The 25,820-nt window shown below is 39.5% G+C and carries 27 protein-coding genes; 5 read left to right on the forward strand and 22 right to left on the reverse strand.

Going from position 1 to position 25,820, the window contains the following annotated elements; genetic code table 11:
- Positions 1-113: 113 nt before the first annotated feature.
- The 10 genes from lpdD to J2S11_RS16410 all read right to left on the reverse strand — a co-directional run bounded on the left by lpdD (position 114) and on the right by J2S11_RS16410 (position 8,854).
- Positions 114-455: a prenylated flavin chaperone LpdD gene (lpdD, locus tag J2S11_RS16365; protein ID WP_307396334.1), complete on the reverse strand. Its 342-nt coding sequence runs from the start codon at positions 453-455 to the stop codon at positions 114-116.
- 1 nt (position 456) lies between these two features.
- Entirely contained in the window at positions 457-1,461 is a 1,005-nt protein-coding gene (moaA, locus tag J2S11_RS16370; RefSeq protein WP_307396335.1) for a GTP 3',8-cyclase MoaA, read from the reverse strand.
- A 61-nt stretch (positions 1,462-1,522) separates the two neighbouring features.
- The gene (locus tag J2S11_RS16375) at positions 1,523-1,813 is read right to left on the reverse strand and encodes a hypothetical protein (protein ID WP_307396336.1); all 291 of its coding nucleotides are present in this window, start codon (positions 1,811-1,813) and stop codon (positions 1,523-1,525) included.
- A 3-nt stretch (positions 1,814-1,816) separates the two neighbouring features.
- A complete protein-coding gene (locus J2S11_RS16380) occupies positions 1,817-2,152 on the reverse strand; it encodes a hypothetical protein (protein WP_307396338.1) in 336 nt (111 codons plus the stop codon).
- An 82-nt stretch (positions 2,153-2,234) separates the two neighbouring features.
- Entirely contained in the window at positions 2,235-3,416 is a 1,182-nt protein-coding gene (locus J2S11_RS16385) for a nitrate/nitrite transporter (RefSeq protein ID WP_307396339.1), read from the reverse strand.
- A gap of 173 nt (positions 3,417-3,589) precedes the next feature.
- On the reverse strand, positions 3,590-4,120 hold the full coding sequence (locus J2S11_RS16390; RefSeq protein WP_307396340.1) for a Rieske (2Fe-2S) protein: 531 nt from the start codon (positions 4,118-4,120) through the stop codon (positions 3,590-3,592).
- A 35-nt stretch (positions 4,121-4,155) separates the two neighbouring features.
- On the reverse strand, positions 4,156-4,719 hold the full coding sequence (locus J2S11_RS16395) for a 4Fe-4S dicluster domain-containing protein (protein WP_307396341.1): 564 nt from the start codon (positions 4,717-4,719) through the stop codon (positions 4,156-4,158).
- Entirely contained in the window at positions 4,719-6,896 is a 2,178-nt protein-coding gene (locus J2S11_RS16400; RefSeq protein ID WP_307396342.1) for a molybdopterin oxidoreductase family protein, read from the reverse strand. Before J2S11_RS16400 ends, J2S11_RS16395 begins: the two co-directional genes overlap by 1 nt.
- Positions 6,883-7,923, reverse strand: coding sequence for a hypothetical protein (locus tag J2S11_RS16405; protein ID WP_307396343.1), 1,041 nt, complete (start codon positions 7,921-7,923; stop codon positions 6,883-6,885). Before J2S11_RS16405 ends, J2S11_RS16400 begins: the two co-directional genes overlap by 14 nt.
- 202 nt (positions 7,924-8,125) lie before the next feature.
- Positions 8,126-8,854, reverse strand: a complete 729-nt coding sequence (locus tag J2S11_RS16410) for a YwiC-like family protein (RefSeq protein ID WP_307396344.1) — start codon at positions 8,852-8,854, stop codon at positions 8,126-8,128.
- A gap of 187 nt (positions 8,855-9,041) precedes the next feature.
- On the opposite strand from J2S11_RS16410, the gene J2S11_RS16415 reads away from it, so the two are divergent.
- Positions 9,042-9,632, forward strand: coding sequence for a TetR/AcrR family transcriptional regulator (locus tag J2S11_RS16415; protein ID WP_307396346.1), 591 nt, complete (start codon positions 9,042-9,044; stop codon positions 9,630-9,632).
- Positions 9,633-9,846: 214 nt separating this feature from the next.
- On the forward strand, positions 9,847-10,464 hold the full coding sequence (locus J2S11_RS16420; RefSeq protein ID WP_307396348.1) for a DUF2306 domain-containing protein: 618 nt from the start codon (positions 9,847-9,849) through the stop codon (positions 10,462-10,464).
- 60 nt (positions 10,465-10,524) lie between these two features.
- Here the strand turns inward: J2S11_RS16420 and J2S11_RS16425 are convergent, their stop codons facing one another.
- The 5 genes from J2S11_RS16425 to J2S11_RS16445 form a co-directional block, all read right to left on the reverse strand.
- Positions 10,525-11,040 (reverse strand): GNAT family N-acetyltransferase, encoded by a 516-nt coding sequence (locus tag J2S11_RS16425; RefSeq protein WP_307396349.1) that lies wholly within the window; start codon positions 11,038-11,040, stop codon positions 10,525-10,527.
- 49 nt (positions 11,041-11,089) lie between these two features.
- A complete protein-coding gene (locus J2S11_RS16430; protein ID WP_307396350.1) occupies positions 11,090-11,896 on the reverse strand; it encodes a metallophosphoesterase in 807 nt (268 codons plus the stop codon).
- 107 nt (positions 11,897-12,003) lie between these two features.
- Positions 12,004-12,891 (reverse strand): LysR family transcriptional regulator, encoded by an 888-nt coding sequence (locus J2S11_RS16435; protein ID WP_307396352.1) that lies wholly within the window; start codon positions 12,889-12,891, stop codon positions 12,004-12,006.
- A gap of 195 nt (positions 12,892-13,086) precedes the next feature.
- Positions 13,087-14,022, reverse strand: a complete 936-nt coding sequence (locus tag J2S11_RS16440) for an acetamidase/formamidase family protein (protein ID WP_307396354.1) — start codon at positions 14,020-14,022, stop codon at positions 13,087-13,089.
- A gap of 119 nt (positions 14,023-14,141) precedes the next feature.
- The gene (locus J2S11_RS16445) at positions 14,142-14,660 is read right to left on the reverse strand and encodes a DNA topology modulation protein (RefSeq protein ID WP_307396357.1); all 519 of its coding nucleotides are present in this window, start codon (positions 14,658-14,660) and stop codon (positions 14,142-14,144) included.
- A gap of 278 nt (positions 14,661-14,938) precedes the next feature.
- On the opposite strand from J2S11_RS16445, the gene J2S11_RS16450 reads away from it, so the two are divergent.
- Positions 14,939-15,826 carry a LysR family transcriptional regulator gene (locus tag J2S11_RS16450; RefSeq protein ID WP_307396359.1) on the forward strand — a complete coding sequence of 296 codons (888 nt, stop codon included), beginning with the start codon at positions 14,939-14,941 and terminating at the stop codon, positions 15,824-15,826.
- On the opposite strand, the gene J2S11_RS16455 is transcribed toward J2S11_RS16450, so the two are convergent.
- From J2S11_RS16455 to J2S11_RS16480, 6 genes are all read right to left on the reverse strand, one after another.
- A complete protein-coding gene (locus J2S11_RS16455; RefSeq protein WP_307396361.1) occupies positions 15,821-16,870 on the reverse strand; it encodes a MerR family transcriptional regulator in 1,050 nt (349 codons plus the stop codon). The two genes, J2S11_RS16450 and J2S11_RS16455, sit on opposite strands and share 6 nt — an antisense overlap.
- 46 nt (positions 16,871-16,916) lie before the next feature.
- Complete coding sequence (locus J2S11_RS16460; RefSeq protein WP_307396362.1) at positions 16,917-17,387, reverse strand: low molecular weight protein-tyrosine-phosphatase; 471 nt, start codon at positions 17,385-17,387, stop codon at positions 16,917-16,919.
- Positions 17,388-17,478: 91 nt separating this feature from the next.
- Positions 17,479-19,473: an AMP-binding protein gene (locus J2S11_RS16465; RefSeq protein WP_307396364.1), complete on the reverse strand. Its 1,995-nt coding sequence runs from the start codon at positions 19,471-19,473 to the stop codon at positions 17,479-17,481.
- A gap of 144 nt (positions 19,474-19,617) precedes the next feature.
- The gene (locus tag J2S11_RS16470) at positions 19,618-20,367 is read right to left on the reverse strand and encodes an SDR family NAD(P)-dependent oxidoreductase (RefSeq protein ID WP_307396366.1); all 750 of its coding nucleotides are present in this window, start codon (positions 20,365-20,367) and stop codon (positions 19,618-19,620) included.
- A 33-nt stretch (positions 20,368-20,400) separates the two neighbouring features.
- Positions 20,401-21,156, reverse strand: a complete 756-nt coding sequence (map, locus tag J2S11_RS16475) for a type I methionyl aminopeptidase (RefSeq protein WP_307396368.1) — start codon at positions 21,154-21,156, stop codon at positions 20,401-20,403.
- Between the two features lie 58 nt (positions 21,157-21,214).
- Complete coding sequence (locus tag J2S11_RS16480; protein WP_307396369.1) at positions 21,215-22,069, reverse strand: DUF72 domain-containing protein; 855 nt, start codon at positions 22,067-22,069, stop codon at positions 21,215-21,217.
- Positions 22,070-22,214: 145 nt separating this feature from the next.
- On the opposite strand from J2S11_RS16480, the gene J2S11_RS16485 reads away from it, so the two are divergent.
- Positions 22,215-23,114 (forward strand): ATP-binding protein, encoded by a 900-nt coding sequence (locus tag J2S11_RS16485; protein WP_370875553.1) that lies wholly within the window; start codon positions 22,215-22,217, stop codon positions 23,112-23,114.
- Positions 23,115-23,147: 33 nt separating this feature from the next.
- Positions 23,148-25,076: a vWA domain-containing protein gene (locus J2S11_RS16490; protein ID WP_307396371.1), complete on the forward strand. Its 1,929-nt coding sequence runs from the start codon at positions 23,148-23,150 to the stop codon at positions 25,074-25,076.
- Positions 25,077-25,399: 323 nt separating this feature from the next.
- On the opposite strand, the gene J2S11_RS16495 is transcribed toward J2S11_RS16490, so the two are convergent.
- On the reverse strand, positions 25,400-25,765 hold the full coding sequence (locus J2S11_RS16495; RefSeq protein WP_307396373.1) for a DUF4870 domain-containing protein: 366 nt from the start codon (positions 25,763-25,765) through the stop codon (positions 25,400-25,402).
- Positions 25,766-25,820 lie beyond the last annotated feature (55 nt).

Genomic DNA, 25,820 nt, shown 5'->3' on the forward strand with positions numbered 1-25,820 from the left:
ATTTCTCCACCAGTTGCCTGTCAGCTACTAAGCGACTTGGTTCTTACTTAGATCGGACTTCCACCGACTAGCAATTAACGGCTTGCTGGGCACGCGTAGTATAAAAAATAGACCTACAAAGTAGGTCCATCTGACACTAATTCTCTGAGTAACTGTTTCATCGCTTTTCTAGCTTCGCCAACAATTTCTTCTATTTCTAATTTAGTAGGATTGTCTAGATGTATGCCAACTAAGACAGCAACAGTTTTCCCTAGAGCCTGACTTGCTAGACCTGCTAATTCGCAGGCTAACTCAGTCTCTTTATGACCGGGTAGGGTTAGAATCCTAACTGTTGGTGCTTTCTCATCTTCTATTGAGGCTAATGCCACTGCCCCGATATGTGCTGTACCTCCTGTAACCTCAAATACAACGTCTTCTCCCATATAGGATATCTTGATCTCGATAGAGCTGGTCATATTATCCTCCGATCTGAGACATTCTTCTCAGCGTAGGGGTGTGAGTCTGCCTTTCATCATTAAGGGCTTGAGCCATTTCATGATTCTTTGGTTTATCCCCTAAAGCCTTGAAGAACATTTCCTTTAGAGCTTGATCATCACCAATATATTTCCGCACATTCCGTTCATCAGACCAGTATAAGCATGATTTAATGCTTCCATCTGCCATTAGTCTTAATCGATTACAAGCTTCACAAAAATGATCACTTACAGGATGAATCAATCCAAAGCTCCCTTTGGCTCCCTTAATTCTGTAATTTTCCGCTGGACCATTACCATAAATATGCTCCGACGCTTCTACCTCCCATCCCTTTCCTTCACATTGTTCAAGGACGTGGCTTAAGGGCATGTATGAGCTTTTCCAGCTATCTGTTTGATGACCGATAGGCATATACTCAATAAACCGTATCTGAATAGCACGAGAAAGACTCATCTCCAAAAAATCTAAAATTTCATCATCATTTATTCCTTTCATCAAGACAACGTTTAGCTTAAGAGGAGTAAGGTCCAGCTTCTCACAAATATCTATGCTCTGAAGGACACGCTTTACAGTCCCCCCTCTAGTAATGAAAGAGAAGCGGTCTGCTCTAAGTGAGTCTAAGCTAATATTGACTCTGGTTAAGCCAGCTTTCTTTAAATCTGCAGCTTTTTGACCAAGAAAGATTCCATTTGTGGTCAAAGCTATGTCTTCGATACCTTGAACATCTGAGATCATTGATACGATATCCACAATATCCTTTCTTACCAGTGGTTCTCCTCCAGTAAGTCTAATCTTCCTTACACCTAACTCCGCCAGAACCCTAACCACTGAAGCAATCTCTGTAGCAGTGAGAATATTCTCTGAAGGCTCAAAAACCATCCCTTCTTCAGGCATACAGTATACACAGCGCAAATTACAGCGATCTGTTACAGAAATTCTAAGGTAGTCATGAACTCTACCGAAGGAATCTTTCAATTTGTCTTTCATCCTGCGCTCCTCCTTCTGCCTATATGTGTATCGCTTCACATATTGGAGCGTGCTTATAGATTTAACTTTTACTAAAGTAAATGCGGTAGAACAGCTTTGCCGTCACGTCATTCGATACAAAGCATTCTTCCTCGTTATCTGACTCCATGTACGTTTGCTTTTGATCAAAAATAGGGACAGAAAGGAATTGATTTGGATTTAGATAAAATTGCAAATACGTGCCCTCTGACGTCGTCTGTACTTTATGCAACGTATAATCCGCTGGCTTCGTTTGTTCTTCACCGGAATAATCCTCAATCCACACTTTCATTTGTCTACCAATGTATGCTGACAATGTGTGTACCCATTCCATAACCTACACCCCTATTTCTTCTTTTTTCTTACAATGCAGGCATTCCCCTGAATCCTCTTTCAATTCAACCTGTATACGGTATCCTTGTATCCAACTTAGAAAGAGAGATGGTGCTGAAGCTTGCAGATATTGGACAATCTCTTCTTCCCTTTGCCATTTGCCAATGCCATTTAACTCAACGATTACAATATCTACATTCTCTTTTCTTTTTAACTCTGTGCTCCAATTCACTTTGCCCGTAAATAACTGTTTAATGGTAGCTTCAATCTCTTTTTTAAATTGGCTACCTTCTTGCTGCTCACGTATAAAACATAAGTCAATAAAGAATTCAGATTTCATGGTCTCACTTCCTTTGTTGGATTTCTAAATGCCCGTTTTTATCAAACTTCAATTGTTCTTTGTTCTCATCCTTCTATGACATTTATGACTGGAGTTCAACCAAGCTATTCTTCACTCTTTGCTTTTCTTGATGCTGTAGCCACAAAACTAAAATCAGACTACCTAAAGCTAATTGTGAAAGAGCCATAAAACCAATCGCATAATGTCCTGTTATACTGTATAGCATGGATAAAATTAACGGTGGGAAAAATCCCCCAAGTCCACCCATAGCAGAAATTAATCCGTTAGCAATACCTGCTTGTTTGGAGAAATACAGAGGAACTAGCTTAAAGATAACTCCATTCCCAACCCCTGCGCAGCATGCAATAGTTAAGCAGCCTAATGTGTAAATAAAAATTGATGGAGCAAAGGAAAGTACGATAGCCGATACAGTTAGACCAGCAAAAACGATTGTTAGCAGCATGAAAGGATTCTTCTTATCTCCTAGCCATCCGCCAATAGGTCTAAATACAGTAGCTAATACAATAAATCCAGCTGTGCGCAAGCCTGCATCTACTTTTGTCAGATCAAAATGATTAACAAGAAAGTTAGGTAAGTAGACGGTAAAAGCTACAAACGCTCCGAATGTAATGAAATAGAAGAGACATAGTAGCCATAGCTTTTCGTTCCGATATACACTCTTAATTTGATCAGATAAGGAAGCGACCACCTTCGGTTCAGCTCGATCTCCCAAAATGAAATTTAGAAGGATGAAGATTCCTATCAGGACAAGGTATAGAAGAACTGTATTTTCCCAGCCGATCTGAGTAGCAATAACTGGTGCTGCAAACGCCGTAATAGCAGTACCGATATTCCCCACACCATAGATTCCATTTACAAAACCATGTCTTTCCTTAGGGTAATATTTAGGTAAGGAGGTTACCCCTACTGAAAAAATGGCACCACCAACACCAAGAAATAAACCACCTAGCATAAGATCGAAAAAGGATGATGCTACACTAATGTAGTAGATAGGAGCTAAAAGCACGATAAAGCTGATCAGAAAGATCGTTCTCGCTCCAAAGCGATTTGTCCAGTAGCCGATCGGTATCCTTAATACAGACCCAAACAACACAGGAATCGCTGTCACCCAGGCAAGCTGTACAGAAGTTAATGCAATATCCTCCTGAATAAATGGAATTAATGACGATAAGATAACCCAAACCATAAATCCTAAGCTTAAACTTAGTGTCTGTAAAGGCAGTTGAATTTTTTTAACGTCCATATCCCTTAGTTTCCTTTCTATAGATCATATATGAGACAGGAAAAAGAAGTAGGTTAAGAGCTGCAAATAAAAGAACGAGTTCGTATTTTTGATAAAAGAAATGATTGACGACATACTGTGTGCAAATAATGTTAAGAAATAGCACAACACTTAGCAGAATCACACCCCTGTAGCTACGTTTCATAGCGCTTCACCCCTGTGGCAAAGATTTCACTTCCTTCAACATCGATAGTAATCTCCGGCAAAGGTCTTCTAGGTGGTCCAGCAGTTGGTGCACCAGTTGCTACATCGAAGAAGCCATGATGACAAGGACACACAAGTTGTTGATCATTACCATCCCAGAACACAGGACATTTTAAATGTGTACACGCATTCTGATAGGCCTTGTATTTCCCTTCTCCCAAGCGTATAAGTAGTGCAGAGTCATGCTCCTTGGGGTAAGCAAATTCTATCGCTTCTCCTACCTTTAAAGACTGTACATCTGTTATCTTTTTAATCGCCTCATTTCGCTCACCTAAGCCCATAAGCTCTTTGGCAGCAAGGGCTCCCCAGGGTAGAGTAGAAACGGCAAATAATCCTGCTGCTCCAACAAGTGTTTTCATAAACCCTCGTCGATCTAAGCTACGTTCATTGTTTTTTTCTATATTATGTGTGTAATTATCTTCATCAAATGGGGGCGTGCTATTCTTTTTGTTATTCTCCATTTTAATCCCCTCACTTTCTTTTTTTAGATCCTTGTTTAAAATAGCTTCTGCTGTCCCTGTAGAATTCCAGGTAAGCTAATTTTCACATTTGTTTCTCCCTCTAAAGCATCAAAAGGCTGATGACTAGACATCCATTTTCCTAATCGATACTGCTCCTGCTTCTCTGATAGCTCGTCTTCGGTAATCCACTGTAGCGTATTTGTTGGACAAACAGAGGCACACATTGGAGGTATATTTTCCTTCGTACGGTCATAGCACAAATCACATTTGTACATCAGATTTTGTTCTTCATCAAATTTGGGTATTCCATAGGGACAAGCGATTGTACAGTTCTGACAACCAATACACTTTTCTACTAGCGCCGACAATACGGCCCCTTCCTCAGTAATTTGAATCGCTTGAGCAGGACAGCTACGCGCACAGGCTGGATTCACACAATGGAGACACATTAATGGAATCGTTTGTCTATCCACTTTTGGATTCACATCATAGACATAATTCCGGTTTCTTTCCTCATGACCTCCACACTGTGTACATGCCGCTAAACAGCTACGGCAGCCGATACAGTTCTCCATTTCAATGTACAGTAAGCTTTTCATTAGATCGTCTCCCTCTCCTGTTTATAGGACTCTTTTATAATTTGAGCGGCACACGCTTTAAATTCAGGCATTCTAGACATAGGGTCAAGAGCCGGAATGGTCAATAGGTTTATGGACTGCTCGTGACCGAAATGATAAGGAACAAAAATCGTATCCTTACGAATCGCTTCAATCACCTTAACCCTAAATTTGGCTTCTCCACGTCTTGTTAGTAAAGTAACAAATTCATCATGCTGAATATCGTACTGTTCAGCTGTCTCTGGATGTACCTCAACATATGGCTCAGGACACATATCTTTCAAAAATGGAATTCGTCTCGTCTGATTCCCTGAAAGATAATGATAGACAACCCTTCCAGTCGTTAACCTTAGAGGATATTCATCACATGGCTCCTCCGCTGGTGGTCGATAGGGCAGGGCACATATTTTAGCTTTCTGGTCGGCATGATAAAACTTTTTATCTAAGAACATGTATGGCGTTCCGGTATCATCCTCATCCTTACAAGGCCAAAATACACCATCCTGCTTGTCGATCTTATCCCATGTGGCTCCGTAATAATCAGCGTTTCCACCCTTAGTCGCTAGTCTGAACTCATCGGCAATCTGTGAAGCCGTTTTTAAGTGCCTAAAGTATTGTCCTCTCCCTAAGCGTTCTGCCAGTTCAATTTGGATTAACCAGTCTGGCTTAGATTCTCCGATTGGCTCCTGAGCTTTATTAATCTTAATAATTCTTCCCTCTAAGTTCGTTACGGTACCTTCATCCTCAGCCCAGGTTACAGAAGGTAGAATTACATCCGCAAACTCAGCCGATTCAGAAAGGTAAATATCGGCACAAACCATGAAATCTAAGTCCTTCAAAACGGAACGAACATAATTTAGATTGGGAGCTGAAACGGCAGGATTAGAGCATAACAAGTACAGCCCTCGTATGGTCTTCTTCTCCATTAGCTCAAACATTTCATAGGCAGATACACCAGCTTCAGGCATTTCCTCTGGTTCGATGCCCCAAACATCGCACACCTCGCGTACATGCTCTGGATTAGTAATTTTACGATAGCCTGGTAGAAGGTCAGATTTCTGTCCATGCTCTCTTCCTCCTTGACCATTTCCTTGACCAGTAAAGGTAGCTACTCCAGACTTAGGTCGACCAATTTTCCCTGTAACTAAACACATATTTGTGTAGCCTGAAACGTTATCTGCTCCTTTATGCTGCTGTTCAATTCCTCTAGCAAACATCACAATGGCGTTTGGTGCCTTCCCGTAAATTTCAGCTGCTTTAACTAACTTTTCAGGAGCTACACCGGTAATTTCGCTTGTATATTCAGGAGTAAATTGACTGACGACCTCCTTCGTATCCTCAAACCCACTGGTATGTTGTTGAATAAATTCCTCGTCGGTGTAGCCATTTTTGATCAGTAAATGCACCATACAGTTTGCTAACGCTAAGTCCGTACCAGGCTTTAGATCCAAATGGATGTCTGCACGCCTTGCTAAAGGTGTTTCCCTTGGATCTACGACAATCAGATAGCCACCACGATTCTGTACCTCCCACACTCGAAACATAGAGGTTGGATGACATTCTGCTGTATTACTTCCTGCAATAAACAGACAATCTGTTTGATGAACATCTGTCCATGGTAGTGTTGAACCACGATCGACACCAAAGGTACGCAAAAAGCCTGCTGCGGCACTAGACATACAGAATCTTCCGTTGTAATCGATATATCTGGTTTGGAGCCCTACTCGAGCAAACTTTCCAGTTAAGTAGCATTTTTCATTCGTCATCGATACGCCACTAAACACAGATAACGTATCCTTCCCATGCTGCTCCTGAAGCCTTTTAAATTTCCGAACAATTAAATCATACGCTTCTTCCCAGCTTGCCTCTCTAAATCCCTCTTTTGTTCCCTTTAACGAGGCATCATCTCGAATTAGTGGTCGAAGTATTCGATCCTCATGATTGGTTTGCTGGTAAGCTGTGACACCCTTTGGACACATTTTCCCTAAAGTTACTGGCCAATCATACCTAGGCTCAACACCAATGATCTTATTACTACTCGTATCAACCCGTAGATTCATTCCACACTGCATGCCACAGTAGGAGCAATGAGTTGAAATGAGCTTTTCCTTTGGATGATATTTATTTGGAACGGTTTTATAAAACTTATCCTTTAGCATTCTGGTTAGCCTCCCTATACTTGATTTCATGAGTTGGGATACCGGTAAATCGAGACATACGGTATTTACGTCGACATGGAAGACAAAGCTCAGCTAAATGAAAGCCTTCGTCCATCTTAAAGTGAATTTGATTAGCATCTAGCACCTGAATTACATCGTTTGACTGTTCTGTAGAAACAAATTCAGCTTCGCAAACCTTACAAGTCTTCATTTGTTGCTCTGCATAATGCTCGCGATAATTCTTAGCAAACACACTCATCGGTCTAAATGGAATATGAGCAAGCTTCCCAAATGGGAGATAAATCAGTGTAATAATGACAGACCACTGATGGATTAGAGTGATAACCGGATGACCATAGCCATGAAGAAAGATATTGCTTCCTGTCAGCATTAGCCCCGTTATACTTACAAAAAGTAAAAGGTATAGAGGAAGGAAATCATAAACAAAGTTCTGCTCAGCTCTAGCCTGCATATTTTTAATTCTTCTAAACAAAGCCATGAAGACTCCTGCAATAACCATAAAAGCTGTAATATTTAGAGCATTATAAAACAGATAGGCAATAAATCCGTCTGCCTTAATCCTCATAAGATCAAAGCCAAACGCCACAATGGTATACATACCGTTTTCACTCATAGTAAAATACATCCAGCCAAACACTAAAGGAAAGGTAACCATACAGGATAAAATACATCCCCATCCCAGCAAAATGTGCTGTGTCCAACGATAGATGCCCCTATTCCAAATGAAGCGATAGGTGGCTAAATGCTCTACAGTCGTTTGTGGAGTTTTTTTGCGGAACAAAAGCTTTATCCCTTTTTTTAGGATGATTTTCGCAGGAGGTCTTTCAGCCCAAGCAATAAATCGATAAAAGAATCCACCAATAAAAGCAATGGTCCCGACAATATAGCCGTAAAGCATTAAATCAATATGTGTAAAAAAACGTGATCCGATATATATAGAAATAAATAAGGCCACAAGAGTCAAACAGAACATCATAGCGAATTTTGAAGCAAAGGCTCGGTTCATAATCTACGTCTCCTTTTTTGTCGTAATTATTCTTACTTCTAATAAACCATCCAATAGATACCATCGCCGTGACAAATGTCACAGGAAATCCCTTTCCAAAAATAGCGTTCAAACAATGTCCACTTTAAATATATTTTTTGGAAATGCTATCACTTGATTTCCAGTAAAAATATTTGCTTATTTTTTGAATGTACCGCACCAATCAATTTAAAAATAGAAGAGAAAGAATCAAAAATTGAACTACACCAATAATTTCTATGATCCCGGCCCTGGATGGTTTCATAGGCTTACCACCATATACGAAAGCTTTTATTGTGCTGAAAATATAGGGGACGACCATTCCTAAAAACCCAATGAGGATAGGTACAAGTAAAATACCGATATGATAGATTTTGGAATAGATGTGCCAGCGCTTATTTTCTCTTTCTCGAAATAGTGTCTTAACAAAAAAGGCACTCCCCATAAAATGCATAAAGCTAAACAAGACTAATACAACCATTGTCTTATCCCAGCCACCTCCACCTACTAAATAAGCGGCCGCAGCCCCTAATGAAAAGATGAGGATTGCACTACAATCATTAATAAGGGATCTTTCTTTTCTACGAATGACATACGCAATATTAATAGAAAACAAAAAAATAAATACTGGGGCAAAATAAAAAAGCTCAGGAAATTGAACAAGAGGTACAATAATACATAACGCAGCAACAGAACCATATGCCATGGCCCACTTAATTAAGCTTTTACGACTTGATTTTCTTTTTACCGCCTGAAGTAGTGGATACGTAGCCAAGTAAAGAAAAAACCAAGCTAAAAACAGAGGTATATGAACCCACCACGGATTAATTACAAACATCCCCAGTAAAAAAGGAACACTCACCATAGCCCAGCCACCATGCTCATGAGGTATGACCAATCTCTGCTTTTTCATAGCTCGACCTCATTTCTATTTTATTTGTCAGCCCTATGGTAATAAAAAGAAAAAAGGGGAACTGTGAGCCCCATCACATTTCTGCATCACGCAAGAGCGTGATTCATTAGATGTTCACAAACCATAGCTTCTTGATTTTCTACTGTGCTAAGCTATACTAGGGGAAATACTAGTCGGAGGAATGAAAATGGTTAAAAAAGATGAAATAAAGGATAAAATCATTGATATTTCATTACGCCTTTTTAATACAAAAGGAATTAACGGAACATCAATTCAAGATATTATGACAGCTACAGACTTACCTAAAGGGGCCATTTATCGCCGATTTAAAAATAAGGATGAAATTGTACTTGCTTCATTTCAAAAGGGTGGCGAAATTATTTGGGGGCAAATGCTACATGCAGTAAAAAAAGCAGACACAGCTATAGATAAACTTATTGCCGTATCTGAAATTTATCAGGATGCCGTGCACAACCCACCAATTGAAGGTGGCTGTCCATTATTAAATGTCGCCATTGAAAGTGACGGTACATTTCCAGAGCTACAAAAAAAAGCAGCTGAGGGTTATCAAGAAACCGTTGCTTTTGTCCAAACCATTATTGAAGAAGGAAAACAAAATAAAGAATTTCGTCAAGATGTTGACTCCCAGTCGCTAGCCTCTTTTATCGTCTTCTCCATGGAGGGAGCCATAATGGCTAGTCGTCTATCCTCTGATAATATCCATGTTCAACATAATATTAGTCACATGAAACAGCTCCTTACGCACTACTCTGATTAAGAATTTTATTTGATAATGCTCGCTAGCTAATCGTACGTCACTTTTTCTTCAAATATTGTTATTGAACACTACGTATCCTTACCCTATAATAAAAATAGAAATTCAGACCGAACCGTCCGGTCTGAATAAATTAAAATGTTTCATTACGTTTCGCCTTTCAATCTCACATTTACCTAAGTAAAACTATATTGATCAAATTATAAGGAGATTCTTGATGAAAAGAAAATTATTGATTTCCGCTCTACTATTCATAGCTATGATGTGGGTTATGCATACCCTTTCGAAGAATTTTATGGTTGATCCATCCTTTACTTCTTTTTTAGCCAATAAGGACGTTGCTCTTTCTAATCAATCCTTATGGACACTAATGATTCAGATTCATATTGGCCTAGCTATCATTGCCTTAATCACAGGACCACTAGGGTTAATAAAACGCTTGCGAATCAAAAATCTTACCTTTCATAAATGGAATGGCAGACTCTATGTCCTTTCTATTGTACTAAATTTTATACCAGGAGTTTATGTAGCATTCTTTGCCTCTGGCGGGTTACCTAGTACTATTGGCTTTTTAGTGTTAAATACTCTTTGGTTGGTCACTACACTTAGAGCATACATAGCCATTAGAGCTAAAAAGGTGGAGGAGCACGTTACTTGGATAATTAGGAGCTTCTTTCTTTCCTTCGCTAATATGACGATCTACATCATTCTTGCCATCACTCATCATGGCTTCGACCTTGCGTACGGATTATCTTATACGATAGCCGTATGGCTTTGCTGGATGATCAATTTACTGTTAGCAGAATGGCTGATCCGACGAAAAATAATGATTTGATGAACAAAAAGGCTGTCCAAAGTCAGTTGACTTCATGACAGCCTTTTATATGTAGAAATATTATTGCAAGCTTTTAACTAAATAGATAAGCAATTCATCATCCACCATAACCGTTTTACCTGGTTCAATGGTTTGATTATTGGATACCGCTCCTTTACCATCTAACACATAGCCTCGCTTACCATACATTAATTGGGCTGGCCCGTAATCTTTGTATAGTCCAACTCCTAATCCAATAGTTTTAGAAGTGGTCGCTGCTTTACTTTCTAGCTCATCAAATAGTAACGAAGCAATATTTTTCCTTCTATACTTTGGAAACACACATAGGTCATTAATTTCTGGTATTTTTTCATGTTGGAAATAGTGATACTTAGATTCATAAAGCAAATGACAACATCCTGCAACTTTCCCATCATAATAGGCTATCAATGTCACTCTTTTGCCCTCTTCGTTTTCCCTCAGGCACTTACCATAGTAGTTATCTTCCCTATACATGTTGTGTTTCGCAAATTCCTGTTCTAGTAATGATGCCTCTTCTAAATGTCTAAGTTGTTTAATCTCTATTTTATTTATCATAAATGATAATCACCCTTATATATTAACTCTATTTTTTAATTAATGAGTGTTATAGATCAATAAAGGTAGCCACTCTATCTAATTCCTCTACCATAGAATTACCTTCCCAGTCAGTTACTAAGCCAAATGGTTGGCATATTATTTTCTTTCCTCTATAATCCACTATCCCATAACGTTGATGAGTATGTCCGAAAATAACATATTCGATATTCTTATAGTTATCCAATAATTCTCCAATTCTCTCACTACCCATATACGCATTGCAAAAATTCAACTCTTCATTATCAGTGTGCCAGGTGATAAAATCTTTGTACGGGATAAAATGATTAATAAAAATAACTCTATCGCTTCTATGATTATCAAGTTGATGCTGCCACTGGTTCAGCATTTTATCCACCACTTCTTTATCATCCATTTCCCAGCGAGCATATATGGAGTCCTTCCGAAGATGCTTTTTTTGTTCTTTGAAGTGATTCATTGTTACATGACTGTATCCAAGCGAATAATCATACCAGCCCATACCACCAATCATTGTATAGTCACCAATTTTGATAGGACTGCTAATGCAACTCTCATTTTCATTCATTGAGTGATAGGCTTCCCACGAACTATTTGCTTCTTTAGGAACCCAAACATCATGATTACCTGCAATGAAATAAACAGCTCTTCTTGTAGTTTCTTTAATTTCTTCAATTAATTTCAGTGCTGCTGTGGCATCACCGGCTAAATCACCGGCTAAAATAAGGACGTCGTATATTTGTCTGTTTAACCATTTCAAGTAATCTGATTTCACATTTCCATTTAAAATTTCTTTATTGATGTCAAGATGTAAGTCCGACATGATAAGTGCTCTCATTGGTATCGCCTCCCTGTTGTGTTCAGTATAAGGAAGAACGATAGATAAAAAAAATATTTGTTTTTTAGCAATAGATAAATTTTATTTATACTTTCCTAACAGAAGCTTTAATTTGTTAATTCTTCTTTTACCATGGTAATGAAGTTTTTGACCATTGGAGAATTCGGATCGTTTTTCCTCATACACAGACTTATTGGTTGCTCTAGATGCATGTTTTGAATACTCACTTTTTCAATTTGCCCACTTTCTAGCAAATCTTTTACGGCAAACTCTGATACAAGGGCTACACCATACCCAGCTTTAACCGCCTCAATCGATTCGCTCAAGCCTTCTATTTCTATCCCCATTTTAGGTTCTTGAATAGATTCACGTTCACACAAGGATACCAGCTTTTTTCTTGTAGCACTTCCCTTCTCTCGAAAGACAAACGGCTCTTTCATCACAGTAGCAAGTGAGACAGATCTTCCTCCAAGATGATGCCCCCTTGAAACAATGAAAATGAGTGTATCTCTAATTAAGGGAATCACGTCTACTTTCTCTTCATATACTTCACTGCAGACAAAAGCTATGTCAACCGAATAATCTAGCAATTGGCTCATAGCTACTTGAGAGCTTCCCTTAAACATTTGCACGTTAATCATGGGGTACTTTTTTTTGTACTGAGCCAGCCAACGAGGTAGAATTTTCATAGAAGGTAACTGAGTTGAACAAACTCTCAGGCTTCCCTGATGTCCAGTCAGGATCTCACCCATCTTTTTTTCAATCTCTGCTTCTAGCGAAAACAGTCGTTTGGATTCTACCGCTAGTGTTTCACCTGCCTCGGTTAATTGAATGTTGCGTCCATTTAATGTAACCAGCTTTAAAGCTAATTCCTTTTCCAGATTTCTTAGCTGAGCTGTGACAGCAGGCTGACTAAGTAGTAAATTTTCTGCTGATCTTGTTACACTTCCTGTTTTGGCTACTTCTGTAAAGATACGTAGAGCATGTAAATTCAAGTATAATCCCCCATCCATAAATTATATTTATTGATTTCTAATTATTATTTATTGGAATTTATATATTAGATGTCTATATTCTATATATGAATGATTCATTAGTAAAGGAATCTTTCGGGGGATGAGTATGTGCCATAGGTTGAAGGATTTATTAAGTCTCCCTTACCATAGATCAACTGTGGTGGTCATGTATTGTCACTTAAGTGCATCATGGGGTAATAAGGCATGTACTCCTTTTACTCCATTCACGATTTGAGTAATTCTAAGATCAATAACAGAGCTACCTAAAGCCATCGCTTCAACACGGTTCAAGCCGTACAATTCCCCCAAAAGAGTTAACATTCCATCTAATGCCTGAACTGTCGCCTCATTTAAATCTTCAGCAAAACCGAACGTTATCCACCCAGCCGGTGTATAGGCACGAGGCTTAGTGAGTTCTATATCATCTCGAACAGTCAATGTTAGTTCAGCTTCTTCCATTGGACACTCTATGGCTTGACCGCAAACTTCGCCATCACCTTGAGTAGCATGTCCATCTCCTACTGAAAAATAAGCACCGTCAATTGAAATTGGAAGATACAATTTACTTCCGACAATAAGCTCTTTACAGTCTATATTTCCTCCACAAAATCTAGGTGGGGAAGTTGAATGGATACCCGTTTCTTCTGGAGGCATACCTAGCACTCCTAAAAAAGGATTTAATGTAACGGTGAAGCTTCTACCATTAATATCGCATATTCCTTGATTAGCAGTATGATCTAGCTTCCAGTCTAGGGTTATTTCCTTAAATTCAGTCAAATGAAGCATTTGGTTTTGCCAATTAGGATACTGTCCAGCTGATGTCCAGCCATATGATCCCGTCTTGAGGTGTTTTATTTCAACTTCTAATGTCATTCCTTTTTTAGCACTTGGAATATAGATTGGGCCAATTAAAGCATGTCCATTATCTATATCAGCTCTTCTTGTAAAGGGTCTTGTTCTCTCCTTATAAGACCCTCCGTTTCCCCAACCAGCATCCAACGTTTTAAAACGTATCGTATCCCCTGATTCAATAGACAGTATAGGCTTAATCTCAGCAGTAAATGAACCTATAACAGATTCCCTAGTTAGTTCAATATGATGAGTTGTCATTGCAATCCTCCTCAAGATATTTTTTATTCCTTACACCTTTGGAACAAATATATTCCTCAGACAAAAAACTAAATAAAACCTCCTTCGAGCTTAAAGAGTTACTATATGGAATTCGCCTTCTATTTTGATTTAAGCTTTAGTTGCTTCAAAAAGGCAGTAACTTCAGCAGGTCTTTGGAAAATAATAACGTTCTTTTCACTACTATATTTCTCTAGCTTATCTAAGATGGCTGGACGTTTATCCCTTCTAAAATTCCAAATCCACTTTAAAAATTCCAAGTCTAGCTTTTCCGGACAGCCTACAGTCATATCTGGCCTAGTTTTTCCGTGATACTTCACCCGTCGCTTTATAACACGATATATGGTCAACCATCGAGGGAAGTCAAAGAAAATGATTGTATCTGCAGCTTCCATTCTTATGTCCATCGTTCGTCCGTAATTTCCGTCAATGATCCATTCATCAAGTTGAGACAGCTCAGCTTGAATTTCATCCCATTCGATATCCTCAGTTGGAACCCAATCCGGCTTCCAAAATAAAGAATCCAAATGGTAGACTGGAAGCGTTGTAACCTCTCCTAGCCTCCGTGATAAAGTAGATTTACCAGATCCTCCTGAACCAATTAACATCACTTTTTTCAAGATATATGCTCTCCTTCTGCTTGATTCTTGCTCTGACGCTTGACCATTCTACTAAATTTTCAATTAATTAACAAGAGTTATTATTCATTTAACTCCGTAAATTACTGTATATTCTCTTCATGCGTGTTTCCTGTAACCCATAATGCATTAAATACCATGGAATAGCATCATTTTACAAGTGAAATTCTTTATTATAAACTGAATTCATAATCTACTAATTGTAATTCAACGTGAATTCTATATTCTATTAATGGATCAAAGAAATGGGGAACATTATCATGGATTTAAAATGGATCAGAAGCTTTGTAACGGCAGCTAAGTATCAGAACTTTCGCCAAGCAGCAGAGCAGTTGTACCTAGCTCAACCAACCATTTCTGTACACATCCAACATTTAGAGGAAGCGATCGGTTCTCCATTATTTGAACGAACGGGTAGAAATGTTATTCTTACCCCTACAGGGAAACGGTTTTTGCCTTATGCCGAGCAGCTTCTAGCAACATATGAAAGTGGTATTCAAGATATAGAAGGCTATAGACAAGGCTACCATCGTAAGCTGTCATTGGCTGTTTCACCGCTAATTGCTGCATCTGTCTTACCTTCCATTCTTCGGCGCTTTGTAGAACAGTACCCTACAATTGAAGTCCAGGTTCATGTCCGTGAATCGAAAGATATTGCTGACGACGTTTTTAATGGAGCTGTGGATTTAGGGCTTTCGAGAATGCAAGCCAAAGGAGCGCAGCTTCAAAGTATTCTTTTATATGAAGATCCTGTTATATTAGTAGCTGGTTACGATGGTGGGGAGTTGGAAGGAACACCACCTCTAGATGCTGATCAGCTTTTATCAGCAAGTTTGATGCTGACTTATCATCATCCTGAGTATTGGGATGGATTGCTCCTACAAATTAAAAAAACATACCCTAGGTTAAGGACTATGATTGTCTCACAAGTACACATAGCTAAAAGATTTATAGAAGAGGGACTTGGGATCTCATTCCTGCCACGATCAACGGTTAAAAGAGAGCTTTTAGAAGGAAGATTATTAGAGGTTGATTTCAAGCTGTTTGCCCCTCCAGTGGCAGCTACCTACTGGATTCAGAAATATGAAACTGAGGAGATCGCAACATTCAAATCCTTTTTAGCATACTACTATCCTTCTATTCTATAAATCAGCATAAACTAAATGTAACCATTCAGCTAATTGAATAGATCTTGGGGCAAATCCCTTGCTATGTAACTGCTCAAGAAGCTTTGGTTGACAAGCGTAGTATTTACTTTTCATCTTTTCTGCAAGATGTTCTCGTCCGCTATTTATGAGTCCTTGATATATGCTATCTTTATCCTGTTCGTCTATATACATGATATCAAGCAACACTATTCTGCCTAGTGGTTTAAGAACTCGTTTCATTTCATCCAAAGCTAAGCCCTTCTGTTCATCATTTAGATGGTGCAGAGCGTAGCTTGATACAATAAAATCGAAGGAATCATCCAAATAGGGAATAGCCAAAAAGTTACCCAGCTTCGTTTCAGCCTCTGGATTCTTTTCTCTGCATTTAGCTAGCATTTCCATGGATTGATCTATAGCACACATGCGAATGTTTTGTTGAATAAAAAGTTGAATTAAATTCCCTGTTCCAGCCCCGATATCTAAGCCTATCTCCTCAGCTTTTGGAGCGATCATGGAAATAACACTATTTAAGCCCTGCTCATAGTTAGGATGGAAATGGGCATCATGACCCGGTGTATACACAATTTCATCATGAATTTCCGCCTGCTGATCGTAATTCCATTTGTCCTGCCAGTTTTTACGTACATCTCTCAATCTTTTAGAGCCATCTGCTAGCTTAAAAATATCCTCCCACCCTAATGTGCTTTTACGCTCGAAAACATGAATCATCTGATCCATCGTTTGAATAAGCTGTTTTAGCTCTGTCCATTGAGAGTAAAGCATATATCTCTGTATATCTAAAAGGGCTAAAGCATCCTGATGAAGAGCACTATCTAATTTTTGTAGGATATGCTTAATATCCTCTACAGAAACTCCAACCTCTCTAAGAGCAATAATCATTTGAAGCCTTAAGGCATCCTGCTCATTATATTCCCTATAATCATTTTCTCTGTCTCTTAATGGCTGTATTAATCCCTTTTTTTCGTAGAAGCGTAGAGCTCTCGGAGTGATTTGTAGGGATTTGGCTATCTCATTAATTTTCATAAGCTCGTTCTTCCTTTATCGTTACTAAGGATGCTTACTATGCTTGCTATATTTTGTGTTCTCTCTTTATTTCCTCTAAAAGTACGGTACAGCTTCTATCCACCATTTCATACACTTCTTCAAAGTTACCTGTAAAATACGGATCAGGTACATCCTTCACGATTGATTGTGAATCATAGTCTAATAGTTTTATAACGGTATTGCTTTTATCTTCTCCGAACAATGCCATTAAATCTTGTTTATTTTGCTCATCCATCGCTACGATATAGGTAAATTCATTTGCGTCTGCTTTCAGTACTTGTCTAGCCTTCATGCCCTCGTAGCTTATTTTATGTATATCAAGTATGCTACGAGTGCCTTGATGAGGCGGTGCGCCAATATGCCAATCCCCTGTCCCAGCAGAATCAACTTGAATGCTGTGATCTAGTTTATGTTCCTTTACCTTTGAGCGAAAAATAGCTTCTGCCATCGGTGAACGGCATATGTTTCCAAGACATACGAATAACACTTTAATCATTGATGCCCTCTCCTACTCTATCTATTAATTTGTTCATTCCTAATATAAAGCCAATTATATCATGATAACTAAATATAAGTTTACCCTTCTCCTATTCATTTAGTCGCTGAGCAGGGTGACAGCTTTGGATCTGTGCAATCGTTTCAGGATTTTCAAGAGCAGATATATCCCCAGTATCTAGTCCTAAATAAGCACTTCGAATAACTCTACGCATGATCTTTGCATTCCTTGTCTTAGGCAGGTCTGAAACAATGTGAATGCTTTTAGGACTTAGTGCTTTTCCTAGTCTTTTCTGGACCAACTGAAATAGCTCCACCTGTAAACCATCTATTTGCTCCTTATTGGCTTGCTCTTCCTGTAGCACAACAAAACAAACAGCTGTCTCACCCTTAATTTCATCAGGAACTCCAATTGTCCCTGCTTCCTTCACTTTTGGGTGCTCAATCAAAATCGACTCCATCTCAGCTGGCCCCATCCTTTTACCTGCAATGTTTAATGTATCATCGGAACGACCGGTGATATACCAATGACCTTCTGTATCCTGGTGAACCCAGTCTCCATGAAGCCATATATTTTCCCAACGCGACCAGTATGTTTGCTCATATCTTTCTGGCTCTAACCAAAAGCCGTTCGCCATCCCTACCCATGGAGCTTTTAAGACTAATTCTCCAACCTCCTCTGGCTCTTTCATTTCTGTCCCATCCGCCTGATAAATAGCAGCAGCCATTCCTGGTAATGCTGAATTAAAGCCAGTTGGTGCAATCGGTTTTACTAGGACATTTCCGAAAATACCTCCAGATATTTCTGTGCCCCCTGAGTAATTAAAGATAGGAATCTTTTTATGACCAACTGCTTCAAAAAGCCAGAGCCAAGGCTCAGGATTCCAAGGTTCTCCTGTAGAACAAAATACCTTTAAACTAACTAGGTCAAGCTGCTCTAAGTCATCCTTTGTTACCTTACTCATCATGCTTCGAATCAATGTTGGAGAAATACCTAAGTGGCTGATTCTCTCTTCAGCAACATGTTTAAATAAAGCCGTGTTTGTTGGATAATCTGGTGATCCATCATAAAAGACCATCGTACTCCCATTCAACAAGACCCCATACACTAGGAAAGGTCCCATCATCCATCCCATATCTGTGACCCAAAGCATTTTATCCTCTTGTTTTAGATCCATACAAATCCCTGCATCAAAGGCTGCTTTAAGAGGGAAGCCTGTATGAGTATGAACAATACCTTTTGGACGGCTTGTTGTTCCAGAAGTATAGATAAGCATAAAGGGGTCCTGACTATCCATCTGCTCCGTAGCATCCAAAGCCCCAGCATTAATCAGTTCATGCCATGACATTTCACGTAATCCTTCATGTTTGGATTCCATGTCTTCGCTACTTTTCTTTGAAACTACGATTACCCTCTCAACTGTTGAGTTACTTTGAAGATGATCAAGAGCTTCGTCAACTACAGCCTTCATTTTAATAGACTTTCCTTTACGTGTGAATGTATCAGCTGTAACAATCATTTTAGGCTCTGCTGCCTCTATTCTTTTCTGGATACCATCGACAGCAAAACCGGAGAAAATAGGAGTAAAGATCGCTCCTAGCTTAGAACATGCTAACATAGTGATTAACGTTTCCGGAATCATAGGCATGTAAAGTAGAACGACATCCCCCTTTCCAAGCCCCATACTCCTCAAGCCAAAAGCCGCTCTATTCACAAGCTCTGAAAGCTCTGCATAGGTCAGCTCTATTCTTTCTCCAAGTTCATTTAACAAGATGATGGCAGGCTTATGCCATACCTGAGCATGATTACGCCACTTCTCCAGTGCATTTAAACAAACATTTGTCTTCCCCTCTTCAAACCATCGTACCCAGGGTGCTCCGTGCTGTGTGTTCATGATTTCGGTATATGGCTCATACCATCCTAATTCAATTTCTTTTTCTACCTCAGACCAGAACCAATCTGGTTCATGAACGCTTCTATTATATAACTCCTCGTAATCGGAAACACCTAGCTTTTTCATCCAGTTATACATTCTGGTTTGTTTCATTGAATTCTCTGTAGGAAACCACACAGCCTTTGTCTCCATTATTGACATCCTCCCTTGTTTTAGTTGGAATGATACGCATTGTATGCGCTTACATCATAGATTCGTTTAAAGGGGATAGAGTCATGCTTGCTCCCATCCCCCGTTATTCTACTTGGCTATCTTCAATATTATTACACACTCTTTCTAATGCTCGTACAGCATTTTACGAGTCATTCCACCGTCAACAACTACATTTGTTCCCGTAACAAAGTCATTTTCTGGATTCGTTAGATATTGGCATGCTTTAAAAATATCACTAGGCTTGCCCACACGTTGAGCAGGATGTTGAATATGATCAATCTGACGAAGCTGATCATACTCTTTGGTTTCAATCCATCCTGGACTAATAGCATTCACACGTATTCGATCTGGCCCTAAGGAGACAGCTAACGCATGAGTTAATGCCACTAATCCTCCCTTGGAAGCAGCATAAGCTTCAGAATTAGCTTCGGACATGAGAGCCCTGGTCGAAGCCATATTGACAATTGACCCACCTTGCTTGTTCCCTTTCATACGCTTAGCCACTTCTTTTGAAAACAGAAAAGCACCTCGTAAATTCACATTAAGGATATGGTCCCATTCTTCGATCTTGAGCTCATAGACATTTTTCCAGCGTGACAATCCTGCATTGTTTATGAGTACATCAATCTGACCAAAATGCTCAATCGCTTGCTCTACGGCGTGCTGAATATCCTTTTCCTTGCTTACATCACATTGGACAAATAAAGCTTTGCCCTGCTGTCCTTGAATCAAGTCACATACTCTTTGACCTTGCTCCACTTCTAAATCGAATAATACAACTTTAGCCCCTTGCTTTGCGTATTGAATAGCAAGCTCTTTTCCGATTCCTTGACTAGCTCCTGTTATAAGTACAACCTGATCCTTTGCCTGCAATGTGTGTTGTCCTCCTTAAGAAAGGTTCATTCATTATTCGTCATCTTGCTTTGTTAAAATAAGTGGGCCATCCTTTGTAATAGCTATGGTATGTTCATATTGAGCAGAAAGCTTCCCATCTGCCGTTCTAGCTGTCCAGCCATCGTCTTCGATGTAATAGTCATACGTCCCTACATTAATCATCGGCTCTATAGTTAGGACCATGCCTTCCTTTAAGCGCACTCCTCTTCCTGCTGTCCCAAAGTGTAAAACCTCAGGATCTTCGTGCATAAGTCTTCCAATACCATGACCAGTGAAATCTCTTACTACAGAATACCCTTTACCCTCAGCATAGGATTGTATAGCATGACCAACATCTCCTAAGCGATTCCCTACCACAGCTTGCTCTATTCCTAAGTACAAAGCTTCCTTAGTTACCTGAAGTAACTGAGCGGCTTCCTCAGAAATGTCACCAACGGGGTAGCTCCATGCTGAGTCGGCTAACCAGCCATTACGATTCACGACCATATCTATCGTCACAATATCACCGCTCACTAATTTATTTTTAGTTGGGAAGCCGTGACAAATCACATCATTGATCGAGGCACATGTTGCGAAGGGATATCCTCTATAGCCCTTCTGCTCTGGTGTAACTCCTTGCTTTTTCAAATAGTCATCAACAAAGTGCTCTATATCTAGAGTCGTAACATCAGGTTTAATAAAGCTTCGTAGCTCTTTATGACAGGAAGCTAAAACCTCTCCCGCCTCTTGCATAGCCTTAATTTCTTCCATTGACTTCATTGTTATCATATTTTAGATACCACCTCTCCTTCTTTTCCATCCTATTCGTTTCGCAATAGAGGTGACTCTATAACGTATCAAAAAATCCTAGTTGTCTAGGGGCCAGGCCCTCGTATTCAATTCCGAGTAACTGAATCATTTGTCTAGCATTATCTGCCGCATCGCCGCCAGAATTATTATTAAACAATACAACGACATCCTTAGATTTTTTCGCCAAGAGCAGCAAATGCTCCTTCCATTCCAAGAGCTCTTGCTCATTATAACGATAGAGGTAACGCACCTCTCGCCAATTCTGCTGACCCGACTGATTCCAACCATGTACATTTCTTCCATGGAAACGAACTAGTGTGCAGTCAGGATGGGTGGCTTCAAGAACAGTTGGCACAGAACCGCTTCCTGCCTGTGGCTCATCACATACACTATGGAACCAGCCCTCCTGCTCCATGAAGTGTAATGTTTTATCCCTCCACTTAGCCTCGAACCAGGATTGATGGCGAAATTCCAAGGCAACTGGAATATCACTCATATGTTCCTTTGTCCATCTCAATACGTCTACATGAGCTTTTTTACAGTCAAACCAAGGAGGAAATTGAAACAGTACGGCACTAAGCCTATCTTCCTTTATGACTGGCTGAATGGACGCCTTAAACACTTCAAACATCTCTTCCTTTGATGAAAAAGGGATCTCTCCTCTTTCATGTCCAGTCATCCCCTGATAAGCCTTTATGACAAAGCGAAACCCTGGTGGAGTTTCACCTATCCATTTCCTATAATTATCTACCGATTGAATCGCATAGAAAGAAGAGTCCACTTCAACTACTGGAAAATAGCCACTATACGTTTGTAGCTTATTTTTACCACCCGATCCGCCCGTATATAGTGAATCATGGTCTCCCCATCCCGTAAGTCCTATATCAATCATTTTATTCTCCTTCACACGTCTGTTCTTTCTTGCTATTGTTGAACCGTTCCGTATGATAAAATAGTACCACGTACACTAGAAATAGAAAAGAAAACGATACATGAATGGCTATGTATTTTTTCCAATTTTAATGAGGTGACATAACGTGCTAGAAGAGATTAAACAACAGCTTTCTTTACCACAAGAAATTATTCAGCATATAGATCAAACAAGAGAAGTAAGAGCAACTTACTCCAAGGAGGATGCAGAGCTCATTGGTCAGAGTGGTTACACAGCACCTCATAACGATATTCTTTATGATACGGTCGTAGCTAGCTCTCTTAACAAAAACATTCTTCTGCAAGGACCTACTGGATCTGGAAAAACGAAGCTAGCGGAGTGGATTTCACATTTATATCAGAAACCAATGCATATGATTAACTGCTCAGTAGACCTGGACGCAGAAGCGATGTTAGGCTACAAAACAATCGAATATAAAGGAGATCAGGCACACGTCGAATTTATCCCTGGTCCTGTTGTTCAAGCCATGAGAAAAGGACATCTCCTTTATATAGATGAAATCAATATGGCGCGCCCTGAGACTCTTCCTATATTAAACGGAATATTGGACTATAGACGTAGTCTGACAAACCCCTTTACGACTGAAGTCATAAAAGCTAAGGAAGGCTTCCAAGTGATTGCCTCCATAAATATTGGCTATATTGGTACTGTTCCATTAAATGAAGCTTTGAAAAATAGGTTTATTATGATCGATGTACCTTATCTACAAGGAGATCATTTGAGAAGCTTAGTTACAGCTCAATCAGGACAGAAAGATGCTAAATTGATCAATATCCTCGTACAGCTTTCAGAGGATCTAATATTTCAAGTGAAGGCAGGTCAACTTTCTGAGGAAGCTGCTTCCATTCGAGCTTTGTTAGATGCGGCTGACCTAAGCGTCTATCTTCCTTTAGGTAGAGCGATACAAAGAGCTATCATTGATAAGCTTGAGGATGAACGGGAAAAGGCTATTATTCAAAATTTAGTAGAAACCCTGATCAAATAATTAAGTAGAAGCAACGAAAGGGCGTGAAGACTTGTGAAATACCTTACATTTGTTGAAAAAGACGTGGATTCCTTTTTCATGATGCAATGTATGGATCTAGCCCGGTCTTTAACGAAGCAAAAGGAACTACAGGTAGACTATAATTATTTATCGTACTATCACCCTCAGGATCAGATGTTATATATGAGTCGATTTTGGGATCCTTTTCCTGATCAAAAAAAGAAGCTAGGTTTAAAAAGTGACTTATATATCCAAGCGTTAGGTTTTGCACAAGAAACCGATTATTTATCTATCCTTGACTATAGTCGGGCTTCAGAATCTCTATCCTTTAGCAGCTTCGCCAAACAGTTGTTAGCCATGGTCGAAGAACTCAGATTACTTGAGCCGTGTGTAAGAAAAAGACCCGGGATTGAACAAGCAATGCTTATCAGAACTCAAACGTATCGCAACTACTATCAGGAGCAGCTAACCCGCCATATTGAACGACAAAGGTGGGCAGAAGCTTTGCTGTGTGTTCTCTATATCCGTTTAACCTCTGATGGTGCTTATTCTGTGTTAGATATCCCTTTTGAACTGGATCAGATATGTGAACCATTAACTACAGAGCTTATACAGCTTTATGAGTGTGATTCGACTAATGAAGCGGCTCGATTATGTATGAAGCAGTGGCCTAGATTGGAAGCTTTTTTGAAACAGGATATGCATGTTCAATACTTCATGCTGTTTACTCATCAGCTTCAGGCAGCTTCTACGGACAATATTGATGACCTGACACGGAAAAACCAATTAAAAAATGAAGATTCCATTGAGCAGACGAATGCTGAAGAAAGTGAAGCACATGAAGATAAGCTTCCCTCCTGGCATCGCGAAACGTCAAAGCCGACAGAAAGCTTTCTACAGTTTGAGCTTGAATCGGGAACCAAAATCCATTTACTTGGTCAGGGAATAAGAGAAGCAGAGGACGGAGATCAGGCACTTGGTTCTGTACAGGCATCTTCTCGTGCATCTACGGGAAGCGATTTTACTGAGCAGGAGCTACAGCAAGCAGAAAGAGACGTTCAGGAGAAAGACCATACCCACGGTGGTAAAGCATACCCTTATGGGAAGGCAAATCAATTTGCAGTCGTTCGATATCTCTCAGCTCAAGAGCCTTCTATAGAAGATCGCCAGTTATACGCTCAATACACTCGGGAGGTTCGACCGTGGGTACGAACCCTACAAAACACGATAAACAAAACACTTGAACATAAGCAGCATGCTCCTTTTAGAGGGCTTCATGTAGGACGCCTACAGCGTAACCTACTCCCTCTCTGGACAGATAAGCAGCCACGTTTATTTTATAAAAAACAGCAACAAAGCAACGAACTAGATGCTTGCTTTGCTTTATTAGTAGATTGCTCCTCCTCTATGCTAGATAAAATGGATCAAACGAAAAAAGGAATCATTCTGTTCCATGAAGCTCTGGCAGCGTTAAAAATTAAGCATTCTATTCACGGATTCTGGGAGGAAGCAAGCCAATCTACGGATACCTACCAGCCTAATGTTTTATTTAATGCCTTGTCCTTTGAGCAATCCTGCTGGCCAAATAGTGGACCAGAAATTTTACAGCTAAGCCCTCAGGAGGATAACCGTGACGGGTATATGATTCGACTTCTTACAGAATCCCTCCTGAAACAATCAGAAAAGCATAGAATCCTTCTAGTATTTTCTGATGGAGAACCCGCTGCTACAGGATATGATGACCAGGGCATCGTGGATACGTATCAAGCTGTTCTTCACGCTAGAAAACAAGGCATAACCGTTATTGGTGTATTTTTATCGACAGAGGACATTCAGCCTCAGGAGCAGCAGGCTATGAAAAATATATACGGCAAGCAGCATCTTTTAATCAATGATGTTGCAAAACTACCTGAGCATATGGCTCCGTTACTAAAACAATTGATTCTAAAGCAGATCGTTTAGCTCAACTAGTTTATTGACAGGTAAGGCTGAATCTGAATCAAATAATATAAAAGCTTTATTAAGAAAGGCTTCTATCGAAGTCCTCTCGAGGAGGTTGCCTAGTCCAGCATTAGAAGAAGCTTTCACACATAGTGCGCAGTTGACGCTAAGCAACTAAAGTTGCAAGTCGTTCTGTGTCCTAGTCAGAATTTATAAAACTTGAAGAAACCATTGTATCAGATTTTATAATTATAAATTCTTAGACTGTTAAAAAGGACCGCCTCTAATATATAGAGACAGTCCTTTTTAGCCGTGTGTTAGACCTATTTGCGCTTAGTTGACAGTTATCTAAGGATTCGAATTGTAAATGGGTAACGATACCTTACCCCATCGTTTGCCCTTAATGAAGCAATCACAACAAATATAAAACCTATAATAGGAATTAGAAAGAGTCCAATTAAACCGATTAACACGATGATAAGCATAGCAGAAATCACCGTATAGATGAGCAAGCTAATCTGAAAATTCAAAGATTCAATCCCCTGATCTGCCACAAACGGATAATCATTTTTCTTTAGAAGATAAACAACTAATGGACCCAGAAAGTTTCCACCAAAAGGTAAGAGAAATATGGCAAAAGCTGATAAATGACATAATGTTCCCCACATCCGCTCTTCTTTAGATAATTGGCTATGACTGAAATGATCCACAATCATCTCCCCCCTTCTTCAATGAAATACTTGTGTAAGTAGTAGTATATACTAA

It is taken from the genome of Bacillus horti, assembly GCF_030813115.1.
Classification (GTDB): domain Bacteria; phylum Bacillota; class Bacilli; order Caldalkalibacillales; family JCM-10596; genus Bacillus_CH; species Bacillus_CH horti.